We start from the raw sequence: 15,633 nt of genomic DNA on the forward strand, positions 1-15,633 counted from the left end.
GGATGACCCGTTCCCCCCTCTGGCTCGCGCTTCCCAGCCGCTTCGCCGCACTTTCGCGGACGCAGGCGCGGATCGTGCTCAGCGTGCTCGCCGCGCTGCTGCTCGCCTCGCTCACCGTGCTCGGCGTGCCGCACCCGGCTCCCGACGCCAGCGGCGCGGGCGGCGACCGTCAGACCGATGTCGCGCTCTACGAGGGGATCGTGGCGGCCGTCACCCACGGCCAGGACTATTACCGCGCCGCCGCCGACGCATTGCGCGCGGGCAGCTATCCGCTGCGGCCGTTCCTGACCTTCCGTCTGCCCGGCCTCGCGGTGGTCCAGGCCGCACTTCCGCCCGCCGCCACGCTCGCACTGCTCTACGCCCTCGCCGCGGTGACGGGCTTTGTCTGGTACCGCCGTCTCGCCGAGGCGTTACCCGGCCTCGCCGCGCGCCTCTTCGCGCTGTTCCTGCTCGCCGCGGGCATGCTCGCCTTCGTCCAGCCCGCGCTGATCGCGTTCCACGAGATCTGGGCCGGGCTGCTCGTCGCGCTGAGCCTCGCGCTGCGCCGGCCCGGGAAGTGGGTCGAGGCGGCCGCGATCGCGCTGATCGCAATGCTCGTGCGCGAGACCGCGGCGCTCTACGTGGTGATCATGTGCGCACTGGCCTTCGTCGAGGGGCAGCGGCGCGAGGCGATCGGCTGGGGCGCGGCGCTGGGTGTGTTCGCGGTCGTGCTCGCGGCGCACGCGGTCGCGGTCCAGGGCGTCACTGGCGCGCTCGACGCCGCCTCGCCGGGCTGGACCGGGATGCACGGCTTCGGCCTGTTCGTCCGGGCGATGACGCTGGCGACCGGGCTCCAGCTGCTGCCCGCCGCTGCGGCCGCCTTGCTCGTCGCGCTCACGCTGTTCGGCTGGGCGAGCTGGCGCAACTCGTTGGCGCTGCGCGCAGCGGCGATCTTCTGCGCCTATGCCGTGGTGATCAGCCTCTTCGCGCGACTCGACACCTTCTACTGGGGCCTGCTGATCGCGCCCGCCTTCCTCGCCGGCCTCGCCTTTGTCCCCGACGGGCTGCGCGATCTAGCCGCCCGTGCCCTCGACAGGCGGCGCGTGCGGGTGCAGAGAATCGAGCAATGAAGCGCATCCTCCTGATCGTCGGCGGCGGAATCGCGGCCTACAAGGCGTGCGAGCTGATCCGGCTCGCGCGCAAGGCCGGGATCGGCGTGACCTGCGTGCTCACCGCGGGCGGGCAGCATTTCGTGACGCCGATGACGCTCGCCGCCCTGTCCGAGAACCAGGTGTTCACGACCTTGTGGGACCTCAAGGACGAGGCCGAGATGGGGCATATCCAACTCAGCCGGAACGCCGACCTCGTCGTCGTCGCGCCCGCCACCGCCGATCTGCTTGCGAAGATGGCGACGGGACAAGCCGACGATCTCGCCACAACCTTGCTGCTCGCCACCGACAAGCCGGTGCTTGTGGCCCCCGCGATGAACGTGCGCATGTGGCAGCACGCCGCGACGGTCCGCAACGTCGCGCAGCTTCGCGCCGACGGCGTCACGGTGATGGAGCCCGACGAGGGGCCGATGGCGTGCGGCGAGTTCGGCCCCGGCCGTCTGCCCGAGCCCCAGGCGATTCTCGACGCGATCGAGGCGGCGCTGGCGCCCCGTGCGGGGCGGCTCGCGGGCAAGCATGTGCTGGTCACCGCAGGACCCACGCACGAGCCGATCGACCCAGTGCGCTACATCGCCAACCGTTCCTCGGGAAAGCAGGGGTTCGAGATCGCCGCCGCGCTCGCCGAGCTTGGCGCGCGCGTCACGCTGGTCGCGGGGCCGGTCACCCTGCCTACTCCGCCGCGCGTTGATCGCATCGATGTCGAGACCGCGCGCGAGATGGCGGCGGCGGTGGATGCCGCGCTGCCCGCCGACGCCGCGGTGATGGTTGCCGCGGTCGCCGACTGGCGCACCACCGATGCTGCGGAACAGAAGATCAAGAAGGGCGAGACCGCGCCTGCGCTCGCGCTGACCGAAAATCCGGACATCCTCGCCACGCTCGGCCATTCGCCGCGCCGCCCGCAGCTCGTGGTTGGTTTCGCCGCCGAAACCGAACGGGTCGTCGAACACGCCACCGCGAAACGGACTCGCAAGGGCGCGGACTGGATTGTCGCCAACGACGTTTCCGGCGATGTGATGGGCGGTGACAGCAATACCATCCATCTCGTCACCGGCGGCCGCGCGGAAAGCTGGGAGCGCCTGTCCAAGCAGGATGTCGCCCGCCGCCTCGCGGATCGGATCGCCGATGCGCTCTAGCCTGTTCCTCCTCCCGCTGCTGCTGCTTGCTGCCTGCAAGTCGACCGGCGACAAGCCGGCCCCGAGCCCGGCCGCGCCGCCGCTGTTCACCGAGACCGTCGGAACGCCCGCGCGCGGCGTGGAAACGCTGTTCGTCGTGGTCCATGGCGACGGCGCGGCGGGCACCGAGATCGACATCAGCACCTTCGCCAAGTCGCTCGCGATGGCGGAACCGGGAAGCGCGGTCGTGCGGCTGCTGCGACCCGGCTATGCCGACGGCGCGGGCAACCAGTCGCCCGGCACGCGCGGCGCCGGCGCCGGGGACGACTATACTTCGGATCGTATTACGCTGGTCGCCGACACCATCGCCGTGCTGCGCAACCGTTACCGCCGCGCCCGCGTCGTCGCGATCGGCGAAGGCGGCGGCGCGGCGATCGTCGCCAACCTCGCTGGTCTCCGGTCCGATCTGATCGACGGCATGGTGCTCGTCTCCTGCCCCTGCGCGCTGCCCGAGTGGCGCCGCTACATGGCGGGGCGCGAGAAGCCGGCCGATCCGTGGCGCGCCAAGATCGACAGCCTCGATCCGTTGCAGACCGCCGGCGGCATTGCGCCAAGCGTGCGCGCCGCGCTGATCAGCGGCGCTGACGACAAGATGGTGCCCGCGCGCTTCGCGCGTTCCTATGCCGAGGCGCTGAGCCTGCGCGGCATCGCCACCGATTTCCGCATCCTGCCCGAGCAAGGCAGCCACATTCTCGACGATCCGCAGGTGATGGAAGCCACCCGCCGCCTCGCCTCGGCGCTTCCCCGGAGCGCGCCATGAGCGCGCCGATCACCATCCGCCTCGCGCGGCTGCCGCATGGCGCGGGGCTGCCGCTGCCGGCCTATGCGACCGCGGGCGCCGCGGGGATGGACGTCGTCGCGGCGGAGGATCTGATCCTCGCGGCCGGCGCACGTCACGCCGTCGCCACCGGCTTCGCGATCGCGATCCCCGATGGCTATGAGGTGCAGGTGCGCCCGCGCTCGGGGCTCGCGCTCAAGCACGGCGTCACCTGCCTCAACACGCCCGGCACGATCGACAGCGACTATCGCGGCGAGGTCAAGGTGATCCTCGCCAATCTTGGCAGCGAGCCCTTCCCGATCGCCCGCGGCGAGCGGATCGCGCAGCTCGTCGCCGCGCCGGTCCAGCGCGCGGTGTTCGAGGAAGTCGTGGCGCTCGACGACACGCTGCGCGGCGCCGGCGGCTTCGGATCGACGGGGCGGTGATGGGCGAGCTGCTTGCCTTGATCCTCGCGCTCGCCGCCGGGGGGCAGCAGACGCCGCCTGCCGCATCCGCGCAGACGCCGACGCCGACCCCCTCCACGACGGAGCAGGGCGGCGGGATCGACTGGGCGACGCTGCCCGACCTGCCCTATCGCCAGCCGCCGCAGATGACCGCGGCGATGCACACCTATGTCCAGGGCCAGGTGCGTGCGCGCAGATGCCGGGAGCGGCGGCTGGTCGACGGGCGCCCGGCGATGCGCGTCGAGGTCGCGGTGCTGGTCCACCCCGAAGACGGCGTGCGCGCGTCGATCCCCCGCTCGATCGGCTGCAACGTGGTCGAGCAATATGCCGCCGGGCTGGTCACCAGCTTCGCACGCAACAACCTGACCGCCCGGGGAAGCGGCGCGGAGCAATGGTATCGCGCGACCGTGACCTTCGTCTGGAAGAAATGAGCCTCTCCGACCAGGAGCTCGAACGCTATGCGCGCCATATCGTGCTCAAGGAGATCGGCGGCGCGGGGCAGATGCGGCTCAAGGCCGCGCGGGTGCTTATCATCGGTGCCGGCGGGATCGGATCGCCGGCGATCCAGTATCTGGCGGCCGCCGGGGTGGGCGCGATCTGGATCATTGATGAGGACCGCGTCGATCTGTCGAACCTCCAGCGCCAGACACTGTTTTCGGATGGCGACATCGGCAAACTCAAGATCGACGCCGCCAAGGCGCGGGCGCATGCGATCAACCCGCATATCGAGGTCTATGCCGTGCGGGACCGTATCCAGCCGCGCAACGTGGATATGGTAGCGGACTATGACGTCGTGCTCGACGGCACCGACAATTTCGAGACTCGCCTGCTCGTCGCCGACGCTGCGCTGCGCCATCGCGTGCCGCTGGTCAGCGCCGCAGTCGGCGAGTTCGAGGGCCAGCTTGGCGTGTTCCGCGGCTGGGAGGCGGACAAGCCGTGCTATCGCTGCTTCACTGGCGTCGATCCCGAGACGCCGGGCGTCAACTGCGCCGAGCAGGGCGTGCTCGGCGCGCTCACCGGCGTGATGGGCAGCCTTGCGGCGCTCGAGGTGATCCGCGCGATCGTGCCGTTCGGTGAGGACAGCGCGGGCAAGCTGCTGCTCGCCGACACGCTCGCGCTGCGCTTCCGCACGCTGACCTTGCCCAAGGATCCCGGATGTCCGGCATGCGGGGCCTGACGATCATCGCGACGACCGCCGATCTCGAGCGCTTCCGCGCCGCGCTGTCGCTCGCCTGCGCGCATGCGGCGCTCGGGGGTTCGGCGCGCCTCTATTGCCACGAGGCGGCCGTCAGCCTGCTCGTGCCCGGCGCGGACCCGGACGATGCGATTCGTACCGCGGCAGGCCTCGCTAGCCGCGCGCAGCTTCTCGACGAGGCGCTGGCAATCGGCGTCGCGCTGATCGCCTGCCAGACCGGCCTCGCCGTTGCGGGCGTTGCCTTCGACGCCCTGCCCACGGGGATCGAGCCGGGCGGCCTCGTCTCGCTGCTCGCCGGTCTCGGCGAGGACCGGCTGGTCACGCTCTAGGCGCGTTGCGCTCGATCCATTCGACCGCGAAGGCCAGCATCGGCGCCGCGTCCACCAGGACGCAGTCGGCGTCCCCGACCTTCCCGCATGCGCCCGATCCGGTCGCAAGAAAATCCTCGACCACCGACCCGAAATAATCGTCGGCGAAACCCTCGGGCGGGTCGGCGGTGTCGAACTCCTCGATCGTCCGCCACTCGGTCCCGGCCTCGCTGGCGAACGGCACTTCCTTGCGGATCACGCGCTTGGGGATGTCCGCGAGATGCTCGGCATGGTGGATCAGGGTCATCGTATCGAGCGGCGCGCCGAGCATCAGCACCTTGCCCTTCACCTGCGCGAGCTTGGCGAGCGGCGAGCCCGGTCCATAACCATAATCGAGCATATGATCCGCGGTCAGCCACTCCGCCCGCGCACCGATCGCCACCATCCGCGCGCCCGGATTGGCGCTCGCCACCGCACCGCGCGTGGTGCGCAGCAGCTCGGGGAAGAGGCCGTTGTGGCGCACCGCGCGCGACCATTCGCGCTCGAACGGCGGGACATGCGGCTTCCACCACATCGGCACGCGGCCATGCTCGTCGAGCAGTTCCTCGTAATCGGCTTCCCAGTCGGCATAGGCGGCGATCGTGCCCTCGGCCCCCACCGCGTCGCGCAACGCGCCGATTACCGTGTCGCCCCGCCCCAGCACCGCGCCGACACGTCGGAGCGCGGCATGCACCATCACCAGGTCACCCGCCCTCAGGCCAAGGGCGCGCAGGTCCGTCGCCAGCTCCTCGCGCGTGCGCATCAGTCGGCGGAGAAGCCTTGCCGCTTCCCGCCCGCCTTGTGGACCACGCCATGGCGCATCACGAAGTCGACCTTCTCCATCCGCGTCACATCCTCGAGCGGGCTGCCGGCAACGGCGATGATGTCGGCGTCCTTGCCCGGCTCGATCGTGCCGATCGACGCGCGGCCCAGCGCTTCCGCCGCGTTGACCGTCGCCGCCTTGAGCGCCTGCGCCGGGGTCATCCCGGCCTTGACCATCAGCGCGAACTCCTTCGCGTTGTCGCCATGCTTCGACACGCCCGTGTCGGTGCCGTACGCGACCTTGACGCCCGCGGCGAAGGCCTTGGAGTGGCTGGTGAAGGCGGCCGCCGCTGCTTCCTCGGCCTTGGGAATCGTCGCGGGCGGCAGCAGCCCCGCCCGCGCGAATTCGAGCGCGGCGGCGGGTGCCATCATCGTGGGCACGAGCCAGGTGCCATTGGCCTTCATCATCCGAATCGCCTCGTCGTCGAGGAAGGTGCCGTGGTCGATCGTGTCGACCCCCGCCGCGATCGCCGCCTTGGTCCCGGCCGCGGCGTGGCTGTGCGTCGCGACCTTGCGGCCGAGCCCGTGCGCGGTGTCGACGATCGCCTTCATCTCCTCGTCGGTCATCGCCCGGCCGAGCCCGCCCGAGACGTTGGAGAGCACGCCGCCGGTCGACATATACTTGATCACCTGCGCGCCCAACGCGACCTGCTGGCGCACCGCACGGCGGCAATCGTCGGGACCGTCGCAAGTGTTGATCTGGTGCTGGTGCAGCGCATCGGCGAACACCTCGGCGACGCCGTTGGTACCGTCCGCATGTCCGCCCGAGACCGAAATCGAGTTGCCCGCATTGACGATCGTGGGCCCCGCGATCGCCCCACGCTCGACGCCCTCGCGCAGCGCGCGCATCCCCCGCGCATTGCCGCCGAGGTCGCGCACCGTGGTGAAGCCCGCATCGAGCGTCACCCGGGCATTGGCGACCGCGTACATCATGTCGTCGGCATCGTCGCGGTTGAGCGCGGTCAGCCGGTCGCGCAGCGGATCGCCGCCGATTCCCCAGAGATGGACGTGCATGTCGACCAGCCCCGGCAGCACGAATCGGTCCTTGAGGTCGATCAGCTCGGCGCCCGCCTCCGGCGCCGCGAAGCCGTCGCGCACCTCCACCACCTTGCCGTCGCGCACCACGATCGTGCTCGCCCCGCGCGGCGCCTCGCCCGGCTTGGCCAGCAGCGCGCCGGCGTGGATGAACTTGACCTTCGGCGCCGGTACCGCGGTCTGCGCGGCGAGCGGGGTGGCGGCAAGCAACAGGGCGGTGATGGCAGCGATACGGCGCATGGAAGGCTCCCCTTTTTCGTTTCGGGGGAAACTAGCAGCAAGCCCTCAGCCCGCCATCACTTTCTCGCGCGCTCGTCCGCCAGCGGCAGCACATGCCGAAGCAGCGCCGCGAAGGTCCGTCCCGGCTCCTCGACCATCGGCAGGTGCGAGGAATGCTCGAACCACACGACCTGCTTGCGCGGGGCAGACACCCGCTTGAGCCACGCGTCGGCGAGCTGCGAGGGCGTGGTCTGGTCGTGCCGGCCGAGGAGGAAGATCACCGGCGTATCGATCCGGCGGACGTCCTTGAAGCTCACATCGGCGAGCCGCGGCCATAGCGTCTTGATGGTGAACAGGCTGCCATCGCCCCACGCCTTGACGTCGGCCGGCGTATATTCGGGCGAGAGCCGCGGCGCGCGGAGGTAGAAATTGGCGTTCTGGCGATAGGCCGCCAGCGAGCCGTAGCGGATTGCATATTTGCGCCAGCCATCCGCCTGGTCGATCGTGAAGCTGCCACCGTCGGGATAGGGCTTGAGCGCCTCGATCGCCTTGACCGCCTCAACGTCGCCGCGCTGCCTCGCCTGGGCGATCGTCCAGGCCATGCCGGCGCGCTCGTTGTCGCGCCAGTCGATCGCTTGCCCCATCCCGACATAGGCATGGAGCAGTTCCGGCCGTTTCGCCGCCACTGCGAGGCCGACGGTGCTACCCCAGCTATGGCCGAGCACCACGACCTTGCGCTTGCCATAGCGCTTGCAGAGCTGCTCGATCAGCTCGATCGCATCGTCGCGATAGCGCTCGAAGGTCAACGTCGGCGCGAGCTTTGCCGGATCCTCGAGCAGATAGGATCGCCCCGCCCCGCGCTGGTCCCATTGCACGACCGTGAAATAATCCTCCCACGGCCGTTGGAAGCTCCACGCGATCGGCATCTCGACCGCGCCCGGCCCGCCGTGGATGAACAGCAGGATCGGATTGCCGCGATCGACGCCGCGCACATTGACCACCTGCCGCGCGCCGCCGAGCGTCACCTCGAACGTCTCCTGCACACCGTTGGGGGTGACGATGCGGTTGATGTCGGCGACCACCTCGCGGCCCGGGGCAAAGGGATCGGTCTGCGCAGCGGCCGGCGCCGCCAGCAACGGCAGGAGGATGATCGCGCGCAGCAGACGGTGTTCAGACATGGGTGACCTCGATCCCGGAGAAGGGCAGGATTCCGCGATATTGTTCGAGCGGCGGCGCGCCGGGGAGCAGTGCGCCCTGGCGCAGCATGAAGACGTGGCGGACGATCTCCGCCTGCTGCTCGATGCCATAGCGCTGCAACCGCCAGCCCGGCTTCAGGCTGTAACCGTAGCGGCAGAACGGATGGCGGCGCAGCGGCAGGAAGATGCCCTTCTGGTGCTGCCAGACATGCACCATCTCGTGGATGAAGAGCCCCTGCAGGTCGAGCGACGCCTCGGCGAAATCGTCGCGGTAATTGCAGCCCTTGGGATGGAAATGGATGCACCCGAGCGGCGCCATCGCGACCTGGCGCGGCTGGAAAAAGATCCATTTGCGGTTGGCGATCGCGGCGCGCGAATAGTCGATCGAATCGCCGAACACGCTGCGGGCCAGCGCGATTTCTCCGGGCGTGAGCGGGCGGGTGGCATGCGCGGTCATCGGTCCGACCGCACATAGGGCGCCATGCGGCGCAGGTCACGCGCGACTGACGTGCTTCAATCGCGCGGCATCAGCCGGGTGTGCTCGTCCGCGAAATCGCGAACCGCCTTCATCTCCGACCGTGCCAGCCCCCAGGCCTCGACGGTGTAGGCGCCCCTGAACAGGGCGAGGTCCATCGCAAGCAACGCGATGACCATGATCGCGAGCGTTTTCATGCATTTATTTTGTCAGGCCTTGGTAAATGATTGGTTTTCCTAGCCCTACCCATTTGGGCTAGTCCCCTTGGGCAGTATCGGTGCGACCAGCCGCAACTCGCCGGTTGCGACTTGAACGCACCCAGCGCGGTCTTCAGTCTGGCTGCGTCAAACGGAGGGCAGGATGCACAAGCTGACGAGATTGGCCGGAATCGCCGCGATCGTCCTGGTGGCGATGACCGGCACCGGTGTGGCGGCGCAGGCGGGGCAGGAACCGGCGGCACAACAGCAGGCGGCCCGTCCCATGTTCGCGATCGTCTATCGCGCGGGGCCGGCGTGGAAACCGGGCGTGCCGATGAAGGACCAGGGGCTGCGCGACCATTTCTATTATGTGAAGGCGCTGCACGAGCGCGGGGACATCGTATATGCCGGCCCGATGGGGCCCGACGGGGGGCTGATCCTGGTCCACGCTGCGGACCAGGCGGCCGCGGATGCGATCGTCGCGGCCGATCCCGCAGTGAAAGCCGGCATCTTCGTCGGGACGGCGCGCGATTTCACGCCGCGCTTCACCGGCACCGGCGCGGCAGCCGCCGCCAGCCGCTGATCCTCAGTGCGAGTCGTGCGCGTCGCCCGCCGCGCGGACCTCCGCGTTCACCTCGACCGTCTTGCCGTCGGCGAAGGCGAGGCGCAGCGGCATTGTCCCGCCCGCGCGAACTTCGGGAGAAAGATCGAAGAGCATGACATGCTTGCCGCCCGGCTTGAATTCGACACGCCCGCCCGCGGCGACCGGCACGTCCTTGATCGGCGCCATCGTCATCATCTTGCCGTCATGCTTCATCTCGTGGATCTCGGTGCGGATCGCCGCCGGGCTCGATACGGCGACCAGGCTGGTCGCCTGCGCCCCGCCCTTGACCGTGAAATAGGCCGCGCCGGGCCGCCCCTGCACCGCGGGCAGGCGCACCCAGGCGTCCTCCACACCCAGTTCCGCCTGCTGGCATCCAGCCAAGGTTGTGGCCGCCAGCGCCGCACCCGCCAGAATCACGCCGAAAACCGCCCGCATCACGCCTTCTCCTCCCGATTCGGGAAACCCGGCGGATTTCCTATTCGCCGCATTATCTTGCGGCAAGGCGCGGCCCACCTATATCCCGGCATGTAACAGCCGGATTGCCGTTTCAGGGATTCGGTAAGTCGTTGAAACTTTTTGAATAGCGCACGGGGGCCAATAGAGGACTCATGGGTAAGGTTATCGGAATCGATCTCGGCACGACCAACAGCTGCGTGGCAGTGATGGAGGGCGGCAAGCCCAAGGTGATCGAGAATGCGGAAGGCGCACGCACCACGCCCTCCATCGTCGCCTTCGCCAAGGATGGCGAGCGACTGATCGGCCAGCCGGCCAAGCGCCAGGCGGTCACGAACCCCGACAACACCGTCTTCGCGGTCAAGCGACTGATCGGCCGCCGCTTCGACGATCCCATCACCAAGAAGGACACCGAGCTGGTCCCCTACACGATCGTGAAGGGCGCCAATGGCGACGCATGGGTCAAGGCCGGCGGCGAGGATTATTCGCCGAGCCAGATCAGCGCCTTCATCCTGCAGAAGATGAAGGAGACCGCGGAGTCGTATCTCGGCGAGACGGTCACCCAGGCGGTGATTACCGTCCCTGCCTATTTCAACGACGCCCAGCGCCAGGCGACCAAGGACGCCGGCAAGATCGCGGGCCTCGAAGTGCTGCGCATCATCAACGAGCCGACCGCGGCGGCGCTGGCCTATGGCCTCGAAAAGACCGACGGCAAGACGATCGCGGTCTATGACCTTGGCGGCGGCACCTTCGACATCTCGATCCTCGAGATCGGCGACGGCGTGTTCGAGGTGAAGGCGACCAACGGCGACACCTTCCTCGGCGGCGAGGACTTCGACTCGAAGGTCGTCCAGTTCCTGGCCGACGACTTCAAGAAGGCCGAAGGCATCGACCTCACCAAGGACAAGCTCGCGCTGCAGCGGCTCAAGGAAGCCGCCGAGAAGGCGAAGATCGAGCTCAGCTCGGCGGCGACGACCGAGGTCAACCTGCCCTTCATCACCGCCGACCAGAACGGCCCCAAGCATCTCGTCAAGACGATCACCCGCGCCGATCTGGAGCGGCTGGTCGACGACCTGATCGCCCGCACGCTCGAGCCGTGCCGCAAGGCGATGGCCGATGCCGGCGTCAAGACCAACGCGATCGACGAGGTCGTGCTCGTCGGCGGCATGACGCGCATGCCCAAGGTGCGCCAGGTCGTGAAGGACTTCTTCGGCAAGGAGCCACACACCGGCGTCAACCCCGACGAGGTGGTGGCGATCGGCGCGGCGATCCAGGCCGGCGTGCTGCAGGGCGACGTCAAGGACGTGCTGCTGCTCGACGTGACCCCGCTCTCCCTCGGCATCGAGACGCTGGGCGGCGTGTTCACCCGCATGATCGACCGCAACACCACGATCCCGACCAAGAAGTCGCAGGTCTATTCCACCGCTGACGACAATCAGCAGGCGGTGACGATCCGCGTCTTCCAGGGTGAGCGCGAGATGGCGGCCGACAACAAGCTGCTCGGCCAGTTCGACCTGGTCGGCATCCCGCCCGCCCCGCGCGGCGTGCCGCAGATCGAGGTGACGTTCGACATCGACGCCAACGGCATCGTCAACGTCTCGGCCAAGGACAAGGGCACCGGCAAGGAGCAGCAGATCCGCATCCAGGCCTCGGGCGGCCTCAGCGACGCCGACATCGACCAAATGGTGCGCGACGCCGAGACCTTCGCCGAGGAGGACAAGAAGCGCCGTGCTTCGGCCGAGGCGAAGAACAACGCCGAGAGCCTGATCCACACCACCGAGCGCCAGCTCGCGGAGAATGGCGACAAGGTCGACGACGCGCTCAAGGGCGAGATCCAGGCGGCGATCGATGAGGCCAAGGCGGCGGTCGAGAGCGGCGATTCGGATGCGATGAACGAGAAGAGCCAGGCGCTCGCGCAGGTCGCGATGAAGCTCGGCCAGGCAATCTACGAGAAGCAGCAGCAGGCGGAGGCCTCGCCGGCCGCTGATGCTGGTGCGGCGGAGAAGGCGGATGGCGACGACGTCGTCGATGCCGAATTCTCCGAGGTGGACGACAACAAGGCGTAAGCTATGCTCACCCCTGCCATTTTCGAATTTCGGGAATGGCGGGGGTACGGGCGGGGGCCGAGTGAATGACCACCCAGACTGATTATTACGAATTGCTCGAGATCGAGCGCACCGCGGACGACGCCACGATCAAGGCCGCTTTCCGCAAGCTGGCGCTCAAATTCCACCCCGACAAGAATGGCGGGTGCAAGGATCACGAGGCCAAGTTCAAGGCGATCAACGAGGCCTATGACTGCCTGAAGGACCCGCAGAAGCGCGCCGCCTACGACCGGTTCGGCCACGCCGGACCCGCGGGCATGGGCGGGGGTCAGGGGCCGGGCTTCGACGCCTTTTCCGACATCTTCGAATCGATGTTCGGCGAGTTCATGGGCGGCGGCCGCGGCGGCGGCCCGCGCCAGCAGCGTGGCGCTGACCTGCGCTACGACATGGAGATCACGCTCGAAGAGGCGTTCCACGGCAAGCAGACCGACGTTACGATCGACGTCTCGGGCATCTGCGAGCCGTGCGGCGGCACCGGTGCCTCGCCCGGCACCATGGCCAAAACCTGCGGCACCTGCCGCGGCCATGGCAAGGTGCGCGCGCAGCAGGGCTTCTTCATGGTCGAGCGCACCTGCCCGTCATGTCATGGCGCGGGGCAGACGATCACCGATCCGTGCCGCAACTGCCGCGGCGAGGGCCGCACCGACAAGACCGTGACGCTCGCGGTGAACGTGCCGCCGGGCGTCGACGAGGGTACGCGCATCCGCCTCTCCGGCCAGGGCGAGGCCGGCGCACGCGGCGCGCCACCGGGCGACCTCTACATCTTCCTCCACGTCGCCAAGCACGCGCTCTTCGAGCGCGAGGGCACGACGCTCTATGCACGCGCGCCGATCAGCTTCACGACGGCTGCGCTGGGCGGCGAGATCGAGATCCCCGGCCCCGACGGCGAGCTGCACAACATCCGCATCAATCCGGGTACCCAGTCGGGCCGCGAGGTGCGCCAGCGCGGCGCGGGCATGCCCGTGCTGCAGGGCCGCGGCCGCGGCGACCTGGTGGTCAAGCTCGAGGTCGAGATCCCGACCAAGCTCTCGGCACGGCAGCGCGAGCTGCTCGACGAGTTCCGCACGCTCGAAACCGGCGAGGAATGTCCGGCCTCGACCGGCTTCTTCGCCAAGGTCAAGAAGGCGGTGGGCGGCTGCTGAAGCCGCCTGACGTCAAGCCGTGCTGCCGGGTTCGAGCTGTGCCGCGCGCAGATCGTCCTCACGCGGGTCGGGTCCGTAGCTGTTGGTGCCCTTGGTGCCGGGCACCGCGGCGAACCCGAAGAATGCGATCGCCGACACCAACAGGACCGCGATCAGCCACCCCGGCCCGTCCGGCGGCATCGTATCCGTCAGCAGGTAATAGGCGATGTCGTAAAGGTTCAGCAGCACGACGGGCAGCAGGATCAGCAGCCCCCAGGCGCTTAGGTCCTGGTCATGCAGCCGGCGCGCGAACAGCGCGAACAGGGGCAAGAACAACAGCAGGCGAGACAATTCGATGATGAGGGTCCCCACGAGCCCGGCAGTCTCTTCTGCGCCTGCGAGTTGGGCGAGCGACGTCAGCAGGAACACCAGCGCCTGGATAAAGACGCCCGCGAGCAACATCGCGATCCAGTAATAGAGGAACTCGCTGCGCCGCGCGCGGCCCTGGAACGAGGCGATTCCCAGGATCGCCCGCTTCACGAGGCTCAAACTATAGGCTGCGTCATTCGGCATCGTTGGCGATACTAGCCGCGATCCGCGCCGTGGCAATCGAACGGTTGCCCATGGAAAAGGGGGCCGGCGTTTCCGCCAGCCCCCCGTGTCGCCTGACTTTCGGACTTCGCGCTCGCCCAAGGGGCTGCGCGCGCCTTCACGTCGGCGGCATTGCCCGGTCCGCGCCGGCAAGGGTTGCGGACCAGAGCGGCTTGGCCGGTGGTCAGCGAATGCCTTCCCTCGGCCGGTCACCGGGGCGGGCGCGATCCCGAAGGATCAGCTTCCCACCTCGATGTCCTTTGCTCCACCTTTGCCCGAAGGCATCGGCTTCGCGGTTGGTCATCCAGAGTTGCCGATCCCGAAGGATCGCCGTGTCTCGATGGCCTCGTCCGGTCCATTTCGCTCCGAGGAGCAGCTACTTTCCGGACGTTTGGTCACCCGGCCTGACCTGTGCCGAAGCACCTGCCTGCCCTGATAACCCGCTCCATCTTTGCCCGAAGGCATCGACTTCGCGTTTGGTCGTCTGGCTTGTCCATGCTCCGGGGGAGCATTTCCCGCCCTGGCGGCCCGCCTTTCCAATGCCAAAGCATCGGAGAGACGTTTTGGACACCGGATCCGTTTCGTTTCCATCCCACCCGCTCTCGCGAGCGGGACAGGCCGTTTCCCGGGGTGGTGTCCCCGTATCGTCATGCGTGGTCTCCCGAAGGCACCTGCGCGTGTCGATCCGTTGCAAACTTCTGATTTCGCTTTGATTTCTCGCTGCGTCTTCGTCCGCTTACAAGGCTGATGCTGTCATCGTTTCCGAGTCGCGCAAACCCGCAATCGACCCGATACCGCCTGTTGATAACGTGGATAACGGGGAGGGATCAGCGGCTCTTCGGGGTGACCGGCGCCCAGTCCGGCGGGGCGAGCTCGAACCCGGCAAAGTCGAAGCCGGGGACGACCACACAGCTCACCAGCGCCCAGCCGCGCCGCGCTTCGGCGGCTTGCCAGCGAGTCGCGGGGACCAATGCCTGGGGCCTGTAGCCGCGCGCCACATCGCCGCCAAGGGGGATAAGTACCGGATTCGCTTCCCGTTCGTCCGCGATCAGCAGGTCGAGCGGCGCGCCCGCATGCCACAGCCACAATTCATCGGCGTCGACCCGGTGCCAGTGCGAGCGACACCCCGATTCGAGCAGATAGAGGATCGCCGTGCCGGGTGAACGTGCCCCCTCCCCTGCTCCCGCGCGCCAGGTCTCGCGATACCACCCGCCCTCGGGGTGCGGGGCGAGCCCAAGGGTTTCGATGACCGATTCTGCTTCCTGCATGCCGGATGAACTGCACGAAATGTTACGTTCATGAAACCGGTGCGATGACCGGCGCGTTGGGGGGCACAGGGTTTCAGGTAGAGATGGAGTATTCACAATGCGTAACCTGATGCTGGCGCTTGGCGCCGCTTCGCTGGCGGTTCCCGCCGCCGTCGTGCTTCCGGCCTCGAAGGCCGAGGCCGGGGTGCAGAAGAAGCGTTATGCGTATCGCGAGTGGCGCGGCCGCGACGGCCGCCGCTATTGCCGCAAGTCGGACGGCACCACCGGCCTGGTGGTCGGCGGCGTCGCCGGCGCGCTGGTCGGCCGCACGATCGACACGCGCGGCGACCGTACGGTCGGCACGCTGCTCGGCGCCGCCGCTGGCGCGGTCGCGGGTCGCGAGATCGAGCGTAGCGGCGACCGTCGCCGCTGCCGCTGATCGAAGCGGAACCGATGTTTAGGGGGCGCGGAGGGAAACTTCCGCG

Annotated in this window: 19 protein-coding genes; 11 read left to right on the forward strand and 8 right to left on the reverse strand. The window is 68.5% G+C overall.

Features of this window, described 5'->3' with window-relative positions; translation table 11 throughout:
* Positions 1-2 precede the first annotated feature (2 nt).
* From OK349_RS14815 to OK349_RS14845, 7 genes are read left to right on the forward strand one after another with little or no spacing between them, the layout of a single operon-like run.
* Positions 3-1,109 (forward strand): hypothetical protein, encoded by a 1,107-nt coding sequence (locus tag OK349_RS14815; protein WP_265118684.1) that lies wholly within the window; start codon positions 3-5, stop codon positions 1,107-1,109.
* Entirely contained in the window at positions 1,106-2,281 is a 1,176-nt protein-coding gene (gene coaBC / locus OK349_RS14820) for a bifunctional phosphopantothenoylcysteine decarboxylase/phosphopantothenate--cysteine ligase CoaBC (protein WP_265118685.1), read from the forward strand. Before OK349_RS14815 ends, coaBC begins: the two co-directional genes overlap by 4 nt.
* Positions 2,271-3,080, forward strand: a complete 810-nt coding sequence (locus OK349_RS14825) for an alpha/beta hydrolase family protein (RefSeq protein ID WP_265118686.1) — start codon at positions 2,271-2,273, stop codon at positions 3,078-3,080. Before coaBC ends, OK349_RS14825 begins: the two co-directional genes overlap by 11 nt.
* Positions 3,077-3,523, forward strand: a complete 447-nt coding sequence (dut, locus tag OK349_RS14830; protein ID WP_265118687.1) for a dUTP diphosphatase — start codon at positions 3,077-3,079, stop codon at positions 3,521-3,523. The genes OK349_RS14825 and dut overlap by 4 nt, the downstream gene beginning before the upstream one ends.
* Positions 3,523-3,972: a hypothetical protein gene (locus OK349_RS14835; protein ID WP_265118688.1), complete on the forward strand. Its 450-nt coding sequence runs from the start codon at positions 3,523-3,525 to the stop codon at positions 3,970-3,972. The genes dut and OK349_RS14835 overlap by 1 nt, the downstream gene beginning before the upstream one ends.
* Positions 3,969-4,718: a HesA/MoeB/ThiF family protein gene (locus tag OK349_RS14840; protein ID WP_265118689.1), complete on the forward strand. Its 750-nt coding sequence runs from the start codon at positions 3,969-3,971 to the stop codon at positions 4,716-4,718. The genes OK349_RS14835 and OK349_RS14840 overlap by 4 nt, the downstream gene beginning before the upstream one ends.
* Positions 4,697-5,065: a peroxiredoxin gene (locus OK349_RS14845; protein WP_306310667.1), complete on the forward strand. Its 369-nt coding sequence runs from the start codon at positions 4,697-4,699 to the stop codon at positions 5,063-5,065. Before OK349_RS14840 ends, OK349_RS14845 begins: the two co-directional genes overlap by 22 nt.
* Here the strand turns inward: OK349_RS14845 and aac(3) are convergent.
* The 5 genes from aac(3) to OK349_RS14870 are packed head-to-tail and all read right to left on the reverse strand — an operon-like array spanning position 5,055 to position 9,027.
* Positions 5,055-5,846 carry an aminoglycoside 3-N-acetyltransferase gene (gene aac(3) / locus OK349_RS14850; protein WP_265118690.1) on the reverse strand — a complete coding sequence of 264 codons (792 nt, stop codon included), beginning with the start codon at positions 5,844-5,846 and terminating at the stop codon, positions 5,055-5,057. The genes OK349_RS14845 and aac(3) overlap by 11 nt on opposite strands.
* Positions 5,846-7,180, reverse strand: a complete 1,335-nt coding sequence (locus OK349_RS14855; RefSeq protein ID WP_265118691.1) for a metal-dependent hydrolase family protein — start codon at positions 7,178-7,180, stop codon at positions 5,846-5,848. Before OK349_RS14855 ends, aac(3) begins: the two co-directional genes overlap by 1 nt.
* A gap of 56 nt (positions 7,181-7,236) precedes the next feature.
* Positions 7,237-8,337: an alpha/beta fold hydrolase gene (locus OK349_RS14860; protein ID WP_265118692.1), complete on the reverse strand. Its 1,101-nt coding sequence runs from the start codon at positions 8,335-8,337 to the stop codon at positions 7,237-7,239.
* A complete protein-coding gene (locus OK349_RS14865) occupies positions 8,330-8,812 on the reverse strand; it encodes a vgr related protein (RefSeq protein ID WP_265118693.1) in 483 nt (160 codons plus the stop codon). The genes OK349_RS14860 and OK349_RS14865 overlap by 8 nt, the downstream gene beginning before the upstream one ends.
* 56 nt (positions 8,813-8,868) lie before the next feature.
* On the reverse strand, positions 8,869-9,027 hold the full coding sequence (locus OK349_RS14870) for a hypothetical protein (RefSeq protein ID WP_265118694.1): 159 nt from the start codon (positions 9,025-9,027) through the stop codon (positions 8,869-8,871).
* Positions 9,028-9,190: 163 nt separating this feature from the next.
* Between OK349_RS14870 and OK349_RS14875 the strand changes: the two genes are divergently transcribed.
* Positions 9,191-9,610, forward strand: coding sequence for a YciI family protein (locus tag OK349_RS14875; RefSeq protein WP_265118695.1), 420 nt, complete (start codon positions 9,191-9,193; stop codon positions 9,608-9,610).
* A 3-nt stretch (positions 9,611-9,613) separates the two neighbouring features.
* Here the strand turns inward: OK349_RS14875 and OK349_RS14880 are convergent, their stop codons facing one another.
* The gene (locus OK349_RS14880; protein WP_265118696.1) at positions 9,614-10,066 is read right to left on the reverse strand and encodes a copper chaperone PCu(A)C; all 453 of its coding nucleotides are present in this window, start codon (positions 10,064-10,066) and stop codon (positions 9,614-9,616) included.
* 173 nt (positions 10,067-10,239) lie between these two features.
* On the opposite strand from OK349_RS14880, the gene dnaK reads away from it, so the two are divergent.
* Entirely contained in the window at positions 10,240-12,150 is a 1,911-nt protein-coding gene (gene dnaK, locus OK349_RS14885; protein ID WP_265118697.1) for a molecular chaperone DnaK, read from the forward strand.
* A gap of 65 nt (positions 12,151-12,215) precedes the next feature.
* Positions 12,216-13,331: a molecular chaperone DnaJ gene (dnaJ, locus tag OK349_RS14890; RefSeq protein WP_265118698.1), complete on the forward strand. Its 1,116-nt coding sequence runs from the start codon at positions 12,216-12,218 to the stop codon at positions 13,329-13,331.
* Between the two features lie 12 nt (positions 13,332-13,343).
* Here the strand turns inward: dnaJ and OK349_RS14895 are convergent, their stop codons facing one another.
* Together OK349_RS14895 and OK349_RS14900 are read right to left on the reverse strand one after the other, a co-directional pair.
* Positions 13,344-13,850: a DUF805 domain-containing protein gene (locus OK349_RS14895; RefSeq protein ID WP_265118699.1), complete on the reverse strand. Its 507-nt coding sequence runs from the start codon at positions 13,848-13,850 to the stop codon at positions 13,344-13,346.
* Between the two features lie 878 nt (positions 13,851-14,728).
* Positions 14,729-15,169: a cupin domain-containing protein gene (locus OK349_RS14900; RefSeq protein ID WP_265118700.1), complete on the reverse strand. Its 441-nt coding sequence runs from the start codon at positions 15,167-15,169 to the stop codon at positions 14,729-14,731.
* Between the two features lie 97 nt (positions 15,170-15,266).
* Here OK349_RS14900 and OK349_RS14905 point away from each other — a divergent pair, with 97 nt between their 5' ends.
* Positions 15,267-15,587 carry a glycine zipper 2TM domain-containing protein gene (locus OK349_RS14905; protein WP_265118701.1) on the forward strand — a complete coding sequence of 107 codons (321 nt, stop codon included), beginning with the start codon at positions 15,267-15,269 and terminating at the stop codon, positions 15,585-15,587.
* The last annotated feature ends 46 nt before the right edge of the window (positions 15,588-15,633 follow it).

The sequence above is a fragment of the Sphingomonas sp. BT-65 genome, from assembly GCF_026107375.2.
Classification (GTDB): domain Bacteria; phylum Pseudomonadota; class Alphaproteobacteria; order Sphingomonadales; family Sphingomonadaceae; genus Sphingomonas.